At 70.4% G+C, this 16485-nt stretch carries 15 protein-coding genes and 1 pseudogene; 11 read left to right on the plus strand and 5 right to left on the minus strand.

Annotation, left to right across the window (positions count from 1 at the left end; all coding sequences use genetic code 11):
- Nucleotides 1-52 precede the first annotated feature (52 nt).
- A complete protein-coding gene (locus tag ACK1X7_RS24020; RefSeq protein WP_413115614.1) occupies nt 53-3115 on the plus strand; it encodes an NACHT domain-containing protein in 3063 nt (1020 codons plus the stop codon).
- Here the strand turns inward: ACK1X7_RS24020 and ACK1X7_RS24025 are convergent.
- Together ACK1X7_RS24025 and ACK1X7_RS24030 are read right to left on the minus strand one after the other, a co-directional pair.
- Nucleotides 3057-3293, minus strand: coding sequence for a hypothetical protein (locus tag ACK1X7_RS24025; protein WP_385139468.1), 237 nt, complete (start codon nt 3291-3293; stop codon nt 3057-3059). The two genes, ACK1X7_RS24020 and ACK1X7_RS24025, sit on opposite strands and share 59 nt — an antisense overlap.
- Entirely contained in the window at nt 3290-3748 is a 459-nt protein-coding gene (locus ACK1X7_RS24030; protein WP_216345882.1) for an ATP-binding protein, read from the minus strand. Before ACK1X7_RS24030 ends, ACK1X7_RS24025 begins: the two co-directional genes overlap by 4 nt.
- A gap of 181 nt (nt 3749-3929) precedes the next feature.
- On the opposite strand from ACK1X7_RS24030, the gene ACK1X7_RS24035 reads away from it, so the two are divergent.
- Together ACK1X7_RS24035 and ACK1X7_RS24040 are read left to right on the plus strand one after the other, a co-directional pair.
- Nucleotides 3930-4820, plus strand: a complete 891-nt coding sequence (locus ACK1X7_RS24035; protein WP_413115615.1) for a helix-turn-helix domain-containing protein — start codon at nt 3930-3932, stop codon at nt 4818-4820.
- 11 nt (nt 4821-4831) lie between these two features.
- Nucleotides 4832-5026, plus strand: a complete 195-nt coding sequence (locus ACK1X7_RS24040) for a DUF397 domain-containing protein (protein WP_413115616.1) — start codon at nt 4832-4834, stop codon at nt 5024-5026.
- A gap of 662 nt (nt 5027-5688) precedes the next feature.
- Here ACK1X7_RS24040 and ACK1X7_RS24045 read toward each other — a convergent pair.
- The gene (locus ACK1X7_RS24045; RefSeq protein ID WP_413115617.1) at nt 5689-6795 is read right to left on the minus strand and encodes a methyltransferase domain-containing protein; all 1107 of its coding nucleotides are present in this window, start codon (nt 6793-6795) and stop codon (nt 5689-5691) included.
- A gap of 349 nt (nt 6796-7144) precedes the next feature.
- Here ACK1X7_RS24045 and ACK1X7_RS24050 point away from each other — a divergent pair, with 349 nt between their 5' ends.
- The 3 genes from ACK1X7_RS24050 (at nt 7145) to ACK1X7_RS24060 (ending at nt 10069) form a co-directional block, all read left to right on the plus strand.
- The gene (locus ACK1X7_RS24050) at nt 7145-8278 is read left to right on the plus strand and encodes an NADH:flavin oxidoreductase (protein ID WP_390795044.1); all 1134 of its coding nucleotides are present in this window, start codon (nt 7145-7147) and stop codon (nt 8276-8278) included.
- Between the two features lie 106 nt (nt 8279-8384).
- Complete coding sequence (locus ACK1X7_RS24055; protein ID WP_014053952.1) at nt 8385-8645, plus strand: RNA recognition motif domain-containing protein; 261 nt, start codon at nt 8385-8387, stop codon at nt 8643-8645.
- Between the two features lie 101 nt (nt 8646-8746).
- On the plus strand, nt 8747-10069 hold the full coding sequence (locus ACK1X7_RS24060; RefSeq protein WP_413115618.1) for a DUF2993 domain-containing protein: 1323 nt from the start codon (nt 8747-8749) through the stop codon (nt 10067-10069).
- A 29-nt stretch (nt 10070-10098) separates the two neighbouring features.
- On the opposite strand, the gene ACK1X7_RS24065 is transcribed toward ACK1X7_RS24060, so the two are convergent.
- A complete protein-coding gene (locus ACK1X7_RS24065) occupies nt 10099-11346 on the minus strand; it encodes a sensor histidine kinase (protein ID WP_385139446.1) in 1248 nt (415 codons plus the stop codon).
- Nucleotides 11340-11996, minus strand: coding sequence for a response regulator transcription factor (locus ACK1X7_RS24070; protein ID WP_413115619.1), 657 nt, complete (start codon nt 11994-11996; stop codon nt 11340-11342). Before ACK1X7_RS24070 ends, ACK1X7_RS24065 begins: the two co-directional genes overlap by 7 nt.
- A 221-nt stretch (nt 11997-12217) precedes the next feature.
- Here ACK1X7_RS24070 and ACK1X7_RS24075 point away from each other — a divergent pair, with 221 nt between their 5' ends.
- The 5 genes and pseudogenes from ACK1X7_RS24075 to ACK1X7_RS24095 form a co-directional block, all read left to right on the plus strand.
- Nucleotides 12218-12742, plus strand: a complete 525-nt coding sequence (locus ACK1X7_RS24075; RefSeq protein WP_390795045.1) for a hypothetical protein — start codon at nt 12218-12220, stop codon at nt 12740-12742.
- The gene (locus ACK1X7_RS24080; protein WP_413115620.1) at nt 12739-13887 is read left to right on the plus strand and encodes an efflux RND transporter periplasmic adaptor subunit; all 1149 of its coding nucleotides are present in this window, start codon (nt 12739-12741) and stop codon (nt 13885-13887) included. The genes ACK1X7_RS24075 and ACK1X7_RS24080 overlap by 4 nt, the downstream gene beginning before the upstream one ends.
- Complete coding sequence (locus ACK1X7_RS24085; RefSeq protein ID WP_382960147.1) at nt 13884-14621, plus strand: ABC transporter ATP-binding protein; 738 nt, start codon at nt 13884-13886, stop codon at nt 14619-14621. Before ACK1X7_RS24080 ends, ACK1X7_RS24085 begins: the two co-directional genes overlap by 4 nt.
- A complete protein-coding gene (locus ACK1X7_RS24090) occupies nt 14618-15859 on the plus strand; it encodes an ABC transporter permease (protein WP_385139434.1) in 1242 nt (413 codons plus the stop codon). The genes ACK1X7_RS24085 and ACK1X7_RS24090 overlap by 4 nt, the downstream gene beginning before the upstream one ends.
- Before the next feature lie 43 nt (nt 15860-15902).
- Nucleotides 15903-16370 (plus strand): annotated as a pseudogene (locus tag ACK1X7_RS24095) (ATP-binding cassette domain-containing protein); the annotation flags it as partial.
- Nucleotides 16371-16485 lie beyond the last annotated feature (115 nt).

Here is a 16485-nt window from a genome sequence, read left to right on the forward strand (position 1 = left end):
CCCGCTGTACGCTGTCCGGTCAGGGACACACAACTACCGGGGGGAATGGGACGTGGATCCCGCAGTCATCGGCGCGCGCCTGGCGTCGAGCGTCGTCGCACCGCTCATCAAGAAGCTGTTCGTCAAGGAGGGGCCGGGCGCCGGGCTGGTCAACCAGCCGGTCCGCATTTCCTCCCTCGTCTCGTTCCGCGGCGAGAAGCGCACGCTGACCGAGAAGGACCTCGACAAGCTCGCCGCGGAGCTGGTCGCCCAGGCCACCCGGCACGCCGGACCCGGCGAGCGGCCCTGCCCCGCCGACGAGGACGAGCTGGTGGCCGAGCAGTTGGCCACCACGCTGTACGCGCTCGGCGACCTCGATATGAACGACGTCCAGGCGGTGCAGCTCGGCCACCAAGGACTGGCCTACGAGCTGGCCCACGCCACCCGCACCCGGGGAAGGGGACGCGGCGCGCAGCACCTCAGCCAGAGCGGCACACTGCTCCACGAGCGCCTGCTGGACACCGCCTGCCTGCACATCCTGCACTTCTTCACCCAGCGCTCGGCCTTCATCCCCCGCACCCTGGTCGACCAGAGCGGCCGGCTCAGCGAGCTGATCACCAAGATCGACATCCTGATCGAGCGCATACCGTCCCAGACCGCGCAGGACGCGGGCTTTGAGCGCCGGTACGCCGAGTACATGATCCGCAAGCACTCCACGCTGACCATCGTGGGGATCGACCTCAGCCACGCGGAGGCCACGTGGCCGCTGGACGCGGCGTATCTCAGCCTGGAGGCGGTCTCCTTCTCCGGCGAGGAGCGGCCGCTGGGCGCGTTCGCCGGTGAGCCCGGTGGGTCCGGCGAGCCCGGTGAGTCACCCGCCGCCGCCCTCCCCGCGGCCCTGCCCGCCGACCGGGCGCTCTCCGGCCATCAGCAGGTGCTGCTGCGCGGGGTCGCGGGCTCCGGCAAGACCACGCTCGTCCAGTGGCTCGCCGTGTGCACCGCACGGCAGGAGTCGCTGCGCGGCCTGGAGCAGCTCATCGGCCGCGTCCCCTTCGTTCTGCCGCTGCGTACGATCGCCCGCCAGGAATCCCTGCCCTCCCCGGCTTCGTTCCTGGCCTCCGTCCACAACCCCCTCGACGGCGCCCAGCCGCCCGGCTGGGCCGACCGCGTCCTGAACGCGGGCCGCGGGCTGCTGCTGATCGACGGCATCGACGAGATCCCCGAGCGCGACCGCGAGCGCACCCGGGCCTGGCTGTCCGATCTCCTCATCGCCTACCCGGACAATCTGTGGCTGGTCACCTCCCGCCCCTCGGCCGTCGCCGACGACTGGCTGGGGGCGCAGGACTTCTCCGAGTTCACGCTGTCCCCGATGAGCCGCGAGGACATGGCGGCGTTCATCGACCGCTGGCATGAGGCGGCGCGCCAGACCTGCGGTACGGAGGAGGAGCGGGCGACGCTGGCCGCGTACCAGTTGGCCCTGCACACCGCCGTCCGCACCAAGCAGGACCTCAGCCGCCTCGCCACGAACCCGCTGATGTGCGGTCTGATCTGCGCCCTGCACCGCGCCCGTCGCGGCTATCTGCCACCGGGCCGCAAGGCGCTGTACGACGCGGCGCTGTCGATGCTGTTGACGCGGCGCGACACCGAGCGACGTATCTACGCGCCGGGCGACGTCCAGTTGGACGAGGAGCCGCAGATCCAGCTTCTCCAGCGGCTCGCCTACTACCTGATCCGCAACGGCGAGGCCGAGCTGGACCGCGACCGCGCGGAGCGCATCATCGAGGAGGCCCTCCCCTCCGTCCCCGCCGCCCAGGCTCTGGGCGACGCCCCGGCCATCCTGCGCCATCTGCTGCTGCGCAGCGGGCTGTTGCGCGAGCCGTCGGTGAGCACGGTGGACTTCATCCACCGCACCTTCCAGGACTATCTGGGCGCGAAGGCGGCGGTGGAGGCGTGGGATGTGGGGCTGCTGATCCGCAACGCTCATGACGCGCAGTGGGAGGACGTCATCCGCATGGCGGTCGCGCATGGGCGACCGCGCGAGCGGGCGGAGCTGCTGGGCAAGTTGCTGGAGGTGGCGCGGGGTGACGCGGACGCTTCGATGAGGCTGTTCCTGCTGGCCATGGCATGCCTGGAGCACGCGCCCGATCTGGACCCGGCGATACGGGACAAGGTCACGCGGCACGCGATGGGGTTCATCCCGCCCCTGGACATCGCGCGAGCAAGGGAGTTGGCCACGGTGGGCCCGCTGGTGCTGGAGCTTCTCCCGGGGCCGGAGGGACTGACGGACGAGGTGGCGCAATGCTGTGTGGTGACGGCTTCACGCATACCGGTGGACGCGGCCATCCCCTATCTGGCCCAATTCGCCGACCACCCCGCGGTCGAGGTGCGCGCGCAACTGGCGTCGAGCTGGGGGCGGTACGACACCGAGCGGTACTTCAACGAGGTAATCCTCCGCCTGGACCGGGACGACCTGTATTTCGTGGCCGAATCCATGGAGCAATTGCGCATGCTGCTGGATTCGGGTCCGCGTCCGTGGCTGATCCTGCGCGGGGGTTTCACGGAGGACGAGATCAGGGACAACCTCAAAGGGGAGGAGGTGACCCGGCTGCGGCTGATCCGTAACGACGTGGTCGACGACCTCGGCGCCGCGATCGGCCACCTGACGAACCTCGAAACGCTCTATCTGACCGACTGTCTTAGTGGCATCTACCTCACCGGCCTGTCCGACCTCCCTCTCCGCACCTTGGTCTTCGAAACGCCGGGCCTGTCAGGCGTGGGCGTCGTGCCCTGGGGCATGGAGAAGCTCACAGCGCTGGAGCGGCTGAAGGTCGCGATCGGACATGCAAGTATGCAGCGCGACTTCCCACCCAGCATCACCTGGTTGGATCTGCACGTTCTGCACGAGTTTCTGGACACCGCGTGGATGCCCTCGGCATTCCCCCGTCTTCGTCACCTGAACATCCTCTTTTCCCCTGGCGCCGACCGCTCCATCGATCTGTCCCCGCTCGCGGCCCTCCCCGACCTCGAGACGGTCACGATCAACGCGGAGATCAGCGGTGCTGCATCACTGCCCGGCGTCACGGTGACGGCCTTTTCCGCCTCCGCTCGGCCTTCAGCAGGCGCTGGTAGTCCGTGAGCACGCGCAACAGCGCGAAGCCGGTGCCGAGGGGGATGGTGCCGAGTTCCAGCCGGGGTTGCCGGGGGTCGCTGAGGTCGGCCCGTACGTCGGGGAGCCGTACGCCGTGGGCGGCGAAGTCGTCGCGCAGCGTCTCGGCGACGCGCTCGGCGACCCGCTCGGCGGGGGTGGCGTTCATGCGGTGCTCTTCGTGTTCGTGGGCGGCACGTTGAACTCGAACCACACCGCTTTGCCGGTGCCCATGCCCATGCCCATGCCCATGCCGGTGGCCGGTTCGTCGGGGGTCATGCCGCAGCCGTCGGAGAGGACGGTGACCAGGAAGAGGCCGCGCCCGTTGGTGTCATCGTCGGCCGCGCGGCGCGGCGAGGGCAGTTCGGGGCTGTCGTCGTGGACGGTCACCCGGACGCGGTCGTGCTGGATGGTGGCGGCCATCCGTACGTCGCCCTTGCCGTGCCGGTGGACGTTGGTCACCAACTCGGATGTGCAGAGGGCTGCCGCTTCGGCGAGTTGGGGTAACCCCGAGGCCGCGAAGATGCCGCGCACGAAGTCGCGGCACAGGCGGGGTGACGTGGGGAGGGCGGGGGCGGAGAGGGTGTAGCGGTGCGGAAGTTCTGGGTGTGCGGGTGCTCCCATGCGACGCCTCCGTGGCGCTTCGTAAACGGGCATCGTGCGGCTCTCCACAGCTCCGCTGTGTGACTGCCACCACACACACGGTAGAGATAGAGGATGACAAGTTCAACCTAGTCACGAGAATGAGTGGACCGGCCCACGCCCTGACGGCAGACTGTGGCCCACACCCTGAGGAGAGACCCCGTTGGCACTGCGAACCAACCCCACCGAAAGACAGCGCCGCCTTGGCGCAGAGCTGCGAAGGTTGCGCGAGCAAGCTGGGTTGACACTGAATGAGGCGGGCGCGCTCATCGACATGGGCCGTGTGCACCTGACGCATGTCGAGGGTGGCCGCACGGCGATCCCGAGCGAGCGACTGCGTCGGCTTTGCGAGGGTTACGGGTGCACAAGTGTGCCCTTCATCGAGGCGTTGGTCAGCCTCGGGGAAAACACGGGCAAGGGCTGGTGGAGCACTTACAAGGGCAACATGCCTGCCACAGCCCTCGACTTGGCGGAACTTGAGTGCCGGGCAGCCAGCATTCGCTCCTACGAGTCACTGTTCATTCCCGGGATCTTCCAGACCGAGGATTACATCCGCGCCATCTTCCGGGTCAGCGACGTGGTGACGAATTCCGTGGACATCGACCGGGCCGTCGAGTTCCGCATGCGGCGCCAGGCAGCCCTCACCGCCGAAGACCCGCCCACGATCCATGTCGTCGTCCACGAAGCCGCGCTGCACATGCGGTTCGGCGGCTCGGCCGTGACGCGCAAGCAGTTGCTGAGGCTCGTAGAACTGGCAGAGCTGCCGCATGTGACGATTCAGGTCCTGCCCTTCACGGCGGACGGCGTTCCAGCGGTGAACACGCCCTTCAGCTTGATCGCTTCGCACGGCGGGATTCTGGAAACGCTCCAGATGGACCACGCTGGCCAGTCCACACTCCTCCACGGCCCCGACTCGATCGACCAGTACCGAGCGCACTTCCACCGGCTCGGTTCAGTGGCCCTCCCGCCAGTGGACGTCAGCCCTTCTGCGATCCGGCACGACGTGCGAGATTCGCTGGGCCTGATCCAACACATCCGTTACAGCCATTACTAGGAAGCGCGGTCATGACTGACCTCAAGTGGCGCAAGTCCTCCTTCAGTACGGACGTCGGCGCCAACTGCGTGGAACTCGCCACCGCCCCCGGCGGGATCCGCATACGCGAGAGCGACGAGCCGGAGGCGGTGATCCGTACGACCCCCGCCGCGCTCGGCGCCCTCATACGTGCCGTGAAGGTCGGCCGACTCGATCGCACCCTCTGAGCACAGGCCGGAGATCAGGCGCGGGCATCGTTTCGCGCGCTTCGCGCGATTGAGCAGCGGGGGCAGGGAGGCGGGGCGCAGGGCGTGTTGCCGTCCGCCGGGCCGGTGGGGGCCCGTGCCGTGGCGGCAACCGCGCCCGGGGGCCGATGCCGATCCGGAGCGCGGCCCGGTGGGGCGGCCCCTCCGGGTACCCCCCAAAAAAACGCTTGATCTGAAGCAACTACCTTGTCAAGAGTTTTCGGAGGGGGTACCCCCTGCGGCGTCGAGTGCGACGGTGGACCGTCCAGGCACGACTGATGGGTGGTCCAGCGTCGCAGTGGATGCGGAGTCCGGCGGTCCGGCGACGGGCCTCGCCTCCTGCACAGGGATGCCGCCACCGGCGGTCGCTCCCACCGGCCCGGCGGTCGGCAACGCGCCCCGCGCCCCCGCCCCCTGCCCCGCTGCTCAATCGCGCGAAGCGCGCGAGACGGCGCCGCACCCGGCCCATGCGCCGTACCCGACCGATGCGGCACCCCCGGCGCGGGCGGCACCCGACCGATGCGGCACCCCCCGGCCGAGGCGGCACGACCGATGCGGAACCCCCGGCCGAGGCGGCCCGTCGGGCAAACAGGACGGCCCCCGGCCGGATCGCGCTCCGGCTACGCGGCGGCCAGGGGTACCGGCTACGCGGCGGGCAGCGGCCACGCCTCCGACGGATCGCCCAGCCACACCCGTTGGCCGTCGGCCGTGGCCGTCAGGCCGAAGTCGAACAGCTCCGGCCGCCCGGCGCCCTCCCACCAGGTGAGGGCCTCGGCGGTCTCGTCGGCCAGGTCGCGCGGCCCCCACTGGTGCACGGCGCCATCCGCCGCGTACGCCCAGGAGTCCCGGCCGCACCACCAGTGGCCGCCGTCCTGCGGCCAGTGCGCCACGTCGGCCAGCCTCAACCCGACCGCGAACTCGGCGTGCGGGTCGGCTAGCGCCGTGACGTCCAGGTCGGCCTTGCTCTCGCGGCTCTCCTCCCACGCTTCCGTGGAGAAGACTCCATCGATGCGCGGGCGCGCCCGCTGGCCTCGCACCGCCATGAACGTCACCGCGCCCGCGAACCGGCCCTCGGCACGGCCCTCCGAGACGGTCAGCCGGACGAGTCCGTGCGAGCAGAACGCGGTGCGGAACGGGGTCAGGATCAGGCCGCCGGGGCGTACCTGCTCCACCCATGCCCACGGGATCGACGTCACCGAGGCCGTGGCCACCAGCCGGTCGTACGGCGCGCCAAGCCGCCAGCCCTGCTCGCCGTCCGCTTCCAGCACGGTCACTCCGCCGTACCCGGCCCGGTGCAGCGCGGCTCGTGCGCCGTCGGCCACGTCCGGGTCGATCTCCAGCGTGGTCACCCGCTCGGCGCCTGCCCGCTCGGCCAGCAGCGCCGCGTTGTACCCGGTGCCCGCCCCGATCTCCAGCACCCGATGCCCCGGCCGCAGGTCCAGCTCGGCGAGCATGGTCACGACGGCGGTCGGCGCGGAGATGGAGCTGGTGGGCACATCGCCGCCAGCGGTGGCAGGGGCCCCGTCGTCCACCTGGGTGGTCATGGCCTGCGCGGGGTCGTACACCATGCGGGCCCACCGGTCGGGGTCGTCCGCCCGGTGGAGCGGCCGGTACACACCGTCGTCCACCACCCATACGGTGCCGGGGACGAACTCGTGCCGTGGGACGGCCTCGAACGCCCGCCGAACCCACGGTTCGGTGATGTCGAGCGCCTCGGCCGCCCGCGTGTGCAGCTCTGCCAGGTCGGTCACTTGCGGTGCGTCCCGCCGCCCGGCCTGGAGACATCCGGGTGCTGTCCGTCCGAGTCCCGTGGGCTCGGCTGCTTCGGCTGCGGGTTCGGTGTGGGCGGCTTGCCGTGCGTTCCCATTCGGGCCCCCTCGCCTCGTTTGGTGAAGCAACCAGTGTGGGCTTCGCTCGTCGAGGGGCAGTAGAGCGCGTAGGCACCCATCGGGGGAAGACGGGGCCGCCGTGCGCCTGCGCCACGGCAGGGGTTCACCGGAGGTGGCCTCCGGTATTTGACCCTCACGTTGACGTCAGGTTTTAGCTTGGCCGGGCAGCGCGATTCCGCGCTGTGACGATCCTTGGTCAAGGAGTATCGACGTGTCCATCAACAGGAGTGCCGAGCGCGCGGCACAGGTTCTGTCCCGGCCGTTCACCGTGGGCGGGATGACCGTGCCCAACCGGATCGCCATGGCGCCGATGACCCGGATGTTCTCGCCCGGGGGCGTGCCCAACGCCGATGTGGTGGCGTACTACGCGCGGCGCGCGGCCGGCGGGGTGGGGCTGATCATCACGGAGGGGACGTATATCGACCACCCCTCGGCGGGGCTGAGCGACAGCGTGCCGCGCTTCTACGGGGAGGACGCCCTCGCGGGGTGGGGCGAGGTCGTGAAGCAGGTGCATCTCGCGGGTGGGCGGATCGCGCCGCAGATCTGGCATGTGGGGGTGTCGCGGGAGGAGGGCGCGCCGCCGTACCCGGAGGCGCCCGTGCTGAGCCCGTCGGGGATCGGGCTGAACGGTGAGCCGGTCGGGCGGGCGATGACGCAGGACGACGTGGACGCGGTGATCGCGGCCTTCGCGGAGGCGGCGGCCAACGCGGAGCGGATCGGGTTCGACGGGGTCGAACTGCATGGCGCCCATGGGTATTTGATCGACCAGTTCCTGTGGGGCGCGACCAACCGGCGCGGCGATGCCTATGGCGGCGACCCGGCGTCCCGGGTCCGGTTCGCGGCCGAGCTGGTGGCCGCCTGCCGTAAGGCCGTCTCCGCCGAGTTCCCGATCATCTTCCGTACCTCGCAGTGGAAGCAGGACCACTACGACGTGCGGATGGCCGAGACCCCGCAGCAACTGGAGGCGTTGCTCACCCCGCTGGTGGAGGCGGGGGTGGATGTCTTCCACTCCTCCACCCGGCGTTACTGGACACCGGAGTTCGAGGGCTCGGAGCTGAACCTCGCGGGGTGGACGAAGAAGCTCACCGGGAAGTCCACGATCACGGTCGGCTCGGTCGGACTGAACCAGGACTTCCTGCCGACGTTCGTCCCCGGAACCGGCGATGGGCCGGCCCAGGTGGCGGACATCGAGAATCTGCTGGACCGACTGGAGCGGGACGAGTTCGATCTCGTCGCCGTCGGCCGCGCCCTGCTCGCCGACCCCGAGTGGGCCGCGAAGGTGCTCGGCGGGCGTACGGCGGAGCTGGTGCCCTACTCCGTGGAGCAGCTCGGCACGCTGCACTGAGCCGTATGACCGGTTCAGCCCATGCGGATGGCCCGTTTCGTACCTCGCTGAGAGGATTGACACGGTTCGCTGCACTGGGAACCACGGAGAACAAGGAGAGCCGGTCATGTCCAAACGACTGCATGTGGGCAACTTGAGCTACCAGACGACGACAAGGGACCTGGCGACCCTGTTCGGGCAGTTCGGCGAGGTGCTGGACGCCACCGTGATCACCGACCGGGAGAGCGGCCGCTCGCGGGGGTTCGGGTTCGTGGAGATGGACGAGACGGCCGCCGAGAAGGCGATGGCCCAGCTCGACGGCACGGAGATGGACGGCAGGGCGGTCACCGTCACCGAGGCGAGGGCGGTCTCACGCGGCACGCGCTGAGAAACAGCACGTGTACGGAGGGCGAAATCGGAACGTGCGGTTCGCCACGTATCGCCGCTAGGACTTGCGGGTGGAGCAGTGTGGCGTGGTGATATGGATCAATGCGATCCCCCACACGCATACCTTCACCCCAGCCCTCGCATCCTCACAGCGGTTCACCTGCCGTTCATTACAGCAACCCCTATGAGGAACTCGCCGAGCTCGCCGATCCGTACGATCCGGACGACCCCCTGAGCCTCGGTCTGGCGTCGGATGACGACGACGCCGACGGCGGCGGGCGCAGGGGCGAGCCGGTCGGCTCGGGGTCCGGCCCCTCCGGCTCGGGGTCCGAAGGCGATGGCCCGGCGTGGTCGCCGCCCAACCACCGCCGTTCGTCCCGGCGTCGGCGCGGACGCGGGCGCTTCAGGGGGATCCCGCTCACCGCGAAGGCACTGATCGGGCTGCTCGTGCTGGGCCTGCTGCTGGTGCTGGCCGACCGCTGCGCCGTGATGTACAGCGAGCGCAAGGCCGAGCAGGAGCTCCAGAAGAGGCTGGATCTGGCCACGGCGCCGAATGTGACGATCCATGGCTTCCCGTTCCTCACCCAGGTGCTCGGCAAGGATCTGGAGCAGGTCGACATCGCCGTCCCGGATGTGGCGGCCGACCGGGTCTCGCTCGCCGAGGTGCGCGCCCAGGCCCAGGACATCCGGATCGTGGGGGATCTGCCCAGCTCCTTCCGGGGCGCGACGGTGGGCCGGATGAAGGGCGATGTGCTGCTGTCCTTCGAGGACCTCAGCCGTGAACTGGGCGCCTCCCAGGTGCGGTTCCGGGCGATGGGGCCCAGCTCGGTGCGCGCGGACGGGAAGCTTCCGGTCGCCGGCCAGCAGGTGTCGCTGCACGCCCAGGCACATATCCAGCGCCAGGGAGACCGTGGGATCTCCACCAGCGTCACCGATATGCGGCTGGACATCCCCGGGATGGCCACCTACCGGCCCGGCCCCGAGCCGCGCGCCGGGCTGTATCTGCACAAGAAGGCGGCGCGGCAGATCAGCGAGGACTCCGAGAAGGCGCGGGCGCTGCTGTCGATCCCCTCGGTGGCCGAGAAGCTCGGGGTGTCCCCGGCGGAGGCGGGGCAAGCGCGGAACGACGACCGGATGCTGGACCGGATCACGGAGTCGCCGCGCTTCGTGCCCGCGCTGCTCGCGGTCAACCTCGTCCAGGCGGCCAACGACCATCCCCAGTTGGCCAGGAAGCTCGGCATCGACCCGACGGTGGCGGCGGCGCTGACGCGGATGAAGGTGCCGGAGCTGACCGACAAGCTGGAGCTCTCCTTCCAACTGCCGAAGAAGGCCAAGGGCATCAAGCTGGCGAACATCGGGGTCTCCCCGGAGGGGATTCGGGCCGATCTGGCCGGTGCGGGGCTGACATTCGGGAAGACCCGCTAGCCACCGCCGTGCGTCACCGCGTCACCGCGTCACCGCGTCACCGCGTCACCCGGCAGCCGTACCTCGACGCGGAGGCCGCCCGCGGGCCCGGGAGCGGCGGTGACCGTGCCGCCGTGGGCGGTGGCGATGGAGCGGACGATGGACAGGCCCAGGCCGTGGCCGTGCACGGCGGTGCGATCGCGGTCGAGGCGGCGGAAGGGTTCGAACAGGCTGTCCACGCGGGTGGGGTCGACGCGGGGGCCGGTGTTGGTCACGGTCAGTCGGCGGGCATCGTCGATGCGCACGGTGACCGTGCCCTGCGGATGGTTGTACTGGATGGCGTTGCGTACCAGGTTGGAAGCCAGATGCTTGAGGAGCACCGGGTCTCCGTTCACGGACAGGGGCGTGGTGTGCACCGCCGTGACGACGGTGTGCTCGGCCGCGAGGGAGCTGAGTTCGTCGGCGGCCTGCCGGGTGAGTTCGGCGAGGTCGGTGTCCTTGGTCTCGTCGAGTCCGCGGTCGCTGCGGGCGAGCAGCAGGAGTGCGGCAATGAGGTGCTCGGCCTCGCGGTTGGTGATGAGCAGGTCCTCGCGGACCGGGATCAGATGGGCGGGCAGCGGGTCGGCGAGGCCGACCTCGATGCTGGTGCGCTGGGCGGCCAGGGGGGTGCGCAGTTCATGGGAGGCGTTGGCGACGAACCGGCGCTGGCTGGTGAAGGACCTCTCCAGGCGGTCCAGCATGGTGTCGTAGGTGTCGCCCAGTTCCCGCAACTCGTCCTGCGGTCCGGTGAGTTGGAGGCGTTCATGCAGGTTCTCCTCGCTCATCCGGCGGGCCGCGAGGATCACTTCGCGTACCGGGCGCAGGGCCCGGCCGGCCAGCCACCAGCCCATGGCGCCGGACAGTACGGCCATCACGGCCAGGCCGACCGCCGACCACAGCACCATCTGCCGTACGGCGGTCTCCTGGAGCCTGTTGGTGACTTCCACCCTGGCCAGCCGGGCCTTCTCGGCCTGTTGTCGAGACCACGTCGAGGCGGCGGGATCGGGACTCGTCAGGCCCGAGGAGGCCGAGGAGGTGGGCCCGGGAGCGATCGGCCCGCCGGTGTGTTCCGTCGTGATGCTGGCGAAGTGCTCCATGGTTCCCTGCCGGGCCAGCACCGTGACGAAGATCAGCAGTGCGGCTCCGGCGCAGAAGAACAGCGCGGTGAAGGCGGCGGCGAGTTTGGCGCGGAAGGTCAGCCGGTCGCGCAGCGCGGTCCGCAGGGACCGGGGGCCGACGAGGGACAGGGGATTCAGCACAGCCGGTAACCTTTGCCGTCGTCCATGGAGATCGCGTCGGAGCGGCCGAGTTTGCCACGCAGCCGGCTGACGGTGGCGCGTACGGCGCTGGTGCGCGAGTCCATGTGCTCGTCCCACACACGGTCCAGAAGGGCACGGTGGGTCACGGCTTCGCCGCGCGCCTCCATCAGGAGCTGAAGGACGGCGAATTCCTTCGGGCTCAGCTCCACCGGCCTGCCGTCGATGCGGACTTCGCGTCGGCCCCGGTCCAGCTCGATGCCGCCGTGCCGCAGGGTCATCAGCGGGGGCGTGGGGACGCGTCGGCTCAACGCCCTGATCCGTGCGATGAGTTCGGCGAAGTCGAAGGGCTTGGCCAGATAGTCGTCGGCGCCGAGATCGAGCCCGGACACCCGGTCCTCCACCGAACCGGCGGCGGTGAGCATGAGGATGCGGGGCGGGTCCTTCAGCGCGCGCAGGCGCAGGCACACCTCGTCGCCGCTCATGACGGGCAGATCCCGGTCCAGGACGATGATGTCGTAGGCGTTGAGCAGGCACATCCGCTCGGCCACGTCCCCGGAGCAGGCCAGGTCGACCGCGATGGCCTCGCGGCGCAGGCCGGTGGCGATCGTACGGGCCAGGATGTGGTGGTCTTCGGCGATCATGACCCTCATGGGGAGCTTCCTCGGGGTGGTACTCGGGGTGGTACGCGGCAGTTACTGAAGGTAACAAACCGGGTGGATCGGACCCCGGCCCAGCCATGCAAGCAGGGAGGCGATTGCAGAGGGATAAGCGTGGCGGGGCGCGAGGGCCTCCCGCGTTTACCTCCCTGCGCACGGCCGACTGGTTCTCTCATGGCGCAAGCACCGGTTCTTACCCCAACCGTGAGGTCCCCATGTCTGTCCTCTCTCCGCGTAAGCACTGTGCCCTGGCCTCGGCCGCCCTGGGCATGGTCCTCCTCCTGTCGGCCTGTGGCGGAGGCGGCGGTGATAACGATGTCGCCAGTGCCGGTGGCGAGAAGAAGCCGTCCGCGAGCGCTTCCCAGAAGGCGAAGAGCCCGGAGGAGATGCAGAAGGCCCGGCTGAAGTACGCGTCCTGCATGCGCGAACAGGGCATCGACATGCCCGACCCGGACGCCGACGGGGCGGAGGTCGTCCAGCCCGCCGACCCGAAGAAGTTCCAGGCGGCGCTCGAGAAGTGCAAGCAGTTCATGCCGAACGCGGACGGCCAGGCCCCGCAGTACACCCCTGAGCAGAAGGCGAAGGACATAAAGCTGGCCAAGTGCCTGCGCGACAAGGGAGTCGAGGCCGAGGACCCGACCGACGAGGGCAGGATGAACATCCCGGACGGTGGGTCGAAGAAGACGCAGGACGCCCTCAAGGCATGCGGCGCCATGTCCAGCGGTAAGACCGGCCAGTGACCGCCGCCACGGAGCGCGGCACCGTGCCGCAGAGCGAAGCGAGCGGGGACGACTCCTCCGACGCCGCCCCGCGCCACCGGCCACGCGGCCGCCGGCGCCGCGGCCGCTGGATCATCGCGGCCGTCCTGGTCGCGGCGGCCGGCGGCGGCGTGTACTACGCGACCGCCGGGACCGGCACCGCCCCGGCGGCGGGCTCGGACAAGCCGACGCGGCACACGGACAAGGTCTCCCGCCAGACGCTCATCAACAGCAAGCAGGTCGACGGAACGCTCGGCTTCAAGGGCAGCACCTCGGTCATGGGCCGGCTGCCCGGGACCGTCACCGGCCTGCCGGGCATCGGCAGCACCGTCTCGCGCGGCGAGCGGCTCTACGCCGTGGACGGAAAGCCCGTGGTCCTGCTGTACGGGAAGTCGCCCGCGTACCGGGACATGAAGAGTGGCGACAAGGGCGAGGACGTACGCCAGTTGGAGGAGAACCTCCAGGCCCTCGGCTACCGCGGCTTCACCCCCGACAGCGAATTCACCGACCTCACCGCGCAGGCGGTCAAACGCTGGCAGAAGGCCCTCGGCCTTGTCCAGACCGGGAAGCTGGCGGACGGCCGGGTCGTGTTCGCCTCCGGGCCCTTGAGGATCGGCGGGCACAAGGCCCCGGTCGGCTCGGACGTCCGGCCGGGCGCACCCGTGCTGACCGGCACCTCCTCCAAGCGCCAGGTCCATGTCGACCTGGACATCGGTGACCGGTCGCTGGCGAAGAAGGACGGCACGACCACGGTCACCCTCCCCGACGGCAAGACGGTCAAGGGCACGATCACCAGTGTCGGTACGACGGTGAAGAAGACGCCGGGCACGAACGGCGCCGCGGACAAATCCACCATCGGGGTCGACATCGAGCTGGCCGACGGCGTCGCGGACATCACCGAAGCGCCGGTCACCGTCGGGCTCCAGAGCGAGAGGAAGGAGAACGTCCTGACCGTGCCGATCACCGCACTGCTCGCGCTCCGTGAGGGCGGCTACGGCGTCGAGGTCATCGGCGCCGACGGCAAGGGCACCGTCAGGGCCGTGAAGCTCGGCATGTTCGCGAACGGCAGGGTCGAGGTCAGCGGCGGCGGCCTCACGGCCGGCACCACGGTAGGAGTCGCCGCATGACGCCGGCCCTGGCGGGGCCCGCGCCGACCGGACCCGCACCGACCGGACCCGCGTCAACAGAACCGGCGCTGGTGGAGCTCGAAGACGTCGACCATGTGTATCCGGGCGGGGTACAGGTGCTCCATCAGGTGTCCTTCCGCGTCGGTCGGGGCGAACTCCTCGCCGTCGTCGGCCCGTCGGGCTCCGGCAAATCCACCCTGCTCAACCTGATCGGCACGCTGGACGTGGCGACGTCCGGCACCGTACGCATCGACGGTCACGACATCGCCGGCCTGAGCGAGAACAGGCTGTCCGCACTGCGGGCCCGGTCCATCGGCTTCGTCTTCCAGCAGTTCTTCCTGGCCGACGGGGTCAGCGCGCTGGACAACGTCGCCGACGGACTCCTCTACCTGGGCGTCCCCCGCAGGGAACGCCGCGCGCGGGCCGAGAAGGTCCTGCGCCGGGTCGGCCTCGGGCACCGCCTCGACCACCGCCCGAACGAACTGTCGGGCGGGGAGAAACAGCGCGTGGCCATCGCCCGCGCGGTGGTCGGAGACCCGCCGCTGCTGCTGGCCGACGAGCCCACCGGAGCGCTCGACACCACCTCCGGAGCGTCCGTGGTGGAACTTCTGCGGGAACTCAACGCGGCCGGCACGACCGTCCTGGTCATCACCCACGACCAGGAACTGGCCGCCGCACTGCCCCGCCGTATCCGGGTACGCGACGGCAGGATCACCGAAGGGGTACTGCGGTGAGCCGCCGCCCCGACTCGCGGCGCCCCACCGCGGCCCGTCTCACCGCCGCCCGTCTCACCCCCCGCAGGCTCAGCCTGGCCGACACCCTGCGGGTGGGCAGTGTGGGACTGCGCACCCGGCCCACCCGCGTGCTGCTGTCGGCGCTCGGTATCGCGATCGGTATCGCCGCGATGGTCGCGGTGGTCGCCGTATCCGCTTCCAGTCAGGCCGCGTTCAACGCACAACTCGCCTCGGTGGGTACGAACATGCTCACCGTGATGCCCGGAAAGGACTTTGTCGGCGAGCCCGCGCCACTGCCCGAAAACGCCGCCGAAATGGTCAGGCATATCGCACCGGTCGAGAATGCCGCGGCCACCGGCAGCGTCAAGGACGCCAAGGTCTACCGCAACGACCGCATTCCCAAGGCCGCCAGCAGAGGCATCGGTGTCCTCGGGGCCGGACTCGACCTGCCCAGGACCGTGGGGCTCCATATGGCCGCCGGAAGGTGGCTCAACGGCGCCCAGAGCCGCTACCCGGCCGTCGTCCTCGGCACCACCGCGGCCGAGAATCTGGGCATCACCACCCCCGGTGCCCAGATCTGGCTCGGGGAGCAGTGGTTCACCGTCACCGGCATCCTCCAGAAGGCGCCGCTCGCCCCCGAGCTGGACTCGGCGGCGCTCATCGGCTGGGACGCGGCCAAGACCCACCTGGGTTTCGACGGCCGCCCCACGATGATCTACACCCGCACCGCCGACAGCAAGGTCGACCAGGTGCGCGACGTCCTCGCCGCCACCGTCAACCCCGAGGCGCCCAACGAGGTCACGGTCTCCCGGCCCTCCGACGCGCTGAGCGCCAAGCAGGCCGCCAACCGGGCCTTCACCAGCCTGCTCGTCGGCATCGGCGCCATCGCCCTGCTGGTCGGTGGTGTCGGCGTGGCCAACACCATGGTCATCGCCGTCCTCGAACGGCGTGGCGAGATCGGCCTGCGCCGTGCGCTCGGCGCCACCCGCGGCCAGATCCGGACCCAGTTCCTCACCGAGTCGGTCATGCTCTCCGCCCTCGGCGGCATCAGCGGCGCCGCCCTCGGCGCGGGAGCGTCGGCGGGATACGCAATCTCCCAGAACTGGCAGGTGGTCGTCCCGCCCTGGGCACTGGCCGTCGGAGTGGGCGCCACCATGGCGATCGGCGCGCTGGCCGGCCTGTGGCCCGCCGTACGCGCGGCCCGGCTCGCACCACGGGCCGCACTCTCCGGACCGTAGGCGGTGCGGTTCCCATTCGGCGTGAGAATTCCTTGAAACCGTTCTGCCCGAGGGCTACGGCACCCGGATCGACCCGCATACGGCGCGGCTGTCCGGCGGCCAGTTGCAGCGCATCGCCATCGCCCGCGCGATGCTGCGCGACGCGCCCGTCCTCGTCCTGGACGAGCCCACCACGGGCCTGGACGCGCTGGCGGCACGGCGGGTCGTCCGGCCGCTGCGGCGGCTGATGTCCGGCCGCACCACGCTCATGATCACCCACGATCTGCACCTGGCACCGGACGCGGACCGCATCCTGGTGCTGGACCACGGACGGGTGGTGGAGAGCGGCACCCATCGCGAACTGCTGGCGCTGAACGGCACGTACGCCCGGCTGCACGGCTCCGGGCACGGCACGCAGGAGGGCCGCTCATTGGAGGGCCGCTCGCTGGAGGGCCGCTCGCTGGAGGGCCCCCTGGGCGGCTCCCCGACGGGCACGGGCCCCCAACCGACGCTCCGGCTCGGGCCGTTCTGACGGGGGCGGGCTGGGCTCAGCCGGACCGAGCGGACCGGGCTGAGCGGACCGGGTCGGACATGGGCCAGGCCGGACCGGGCTGAGCCGGACCCGCACCGGGCCAGGCCGGACCGAG

The sequence above is a fragment of the Streptomyces sp. CY-1 genome, assembly GCF_047218265.1.
GTDB lineage: Bacteria > Actinomycetota > Actinomycetes > Streptomycetales > Streptomycetaceae > Streptomyces > Streptomyces niphimycinicus.

Bases quoted from the DNA above. Each gene is read 5' to 3' on its own strand.
- ACK1X7_RS24055 (WP_014053952.1), top strand. From the start codon at position 8,385: ATGTCCAAACGACTGCATGTGGGCAACTTGAGCTACCAGACGACGACA.
- ACK1X7_RS24060 (WP_413115618.1), top strand. From the start codon at position 8,747: ATGCGATCCCCCACACGCATACCTTCACCCCAGCCCTCGCATCCTCAC.
- ACK1X7_RS24040 (WP_413115616.1), top strand. From the start codon at position 4,832: ATGACTGACCTCAAGTGGCGCAAGTCCTCCTTCAGTACGGACGTCGGC.
- ACK1X7_RS24070 (WP_413115619.1), bottom strand. From the start codon at position 11,996: ATGAGGGTCATGATCGCCGAAGACCACCACATCCTGGCCCGTACGATC.
- ACK1X7_RS24030 (WP_216345882.1), bottom strand. From the start codon at position 3,748: ATGGGAGCACCCGCACACCCAGAACTTCCGCACCGCTACACCCTCTCC.
- ACK1X7_RS24025 (WP_385139468.1), bottom strand. From the start codon at position 3,293: ATGAACGCCACCCCCGCCGAGCGGGTCGCCGAGCGCGTCGCCGAGACG.
- ACK1X7_RS24075 (WP_390795045.1), top strand. From the start codon at position 12,218: ATGTCTGTCCTCTCTCCGCGTAAGCACTGTGCCCTGGCCTCGGCCGCC.
- ACK1X7_RS24085 (WP_382960147.1), top strand. From the start codon at position 13,884: ATGACGCCGGCCCTGGCGGGGCCCGCGCCGACCGGACCCGCACCGACC.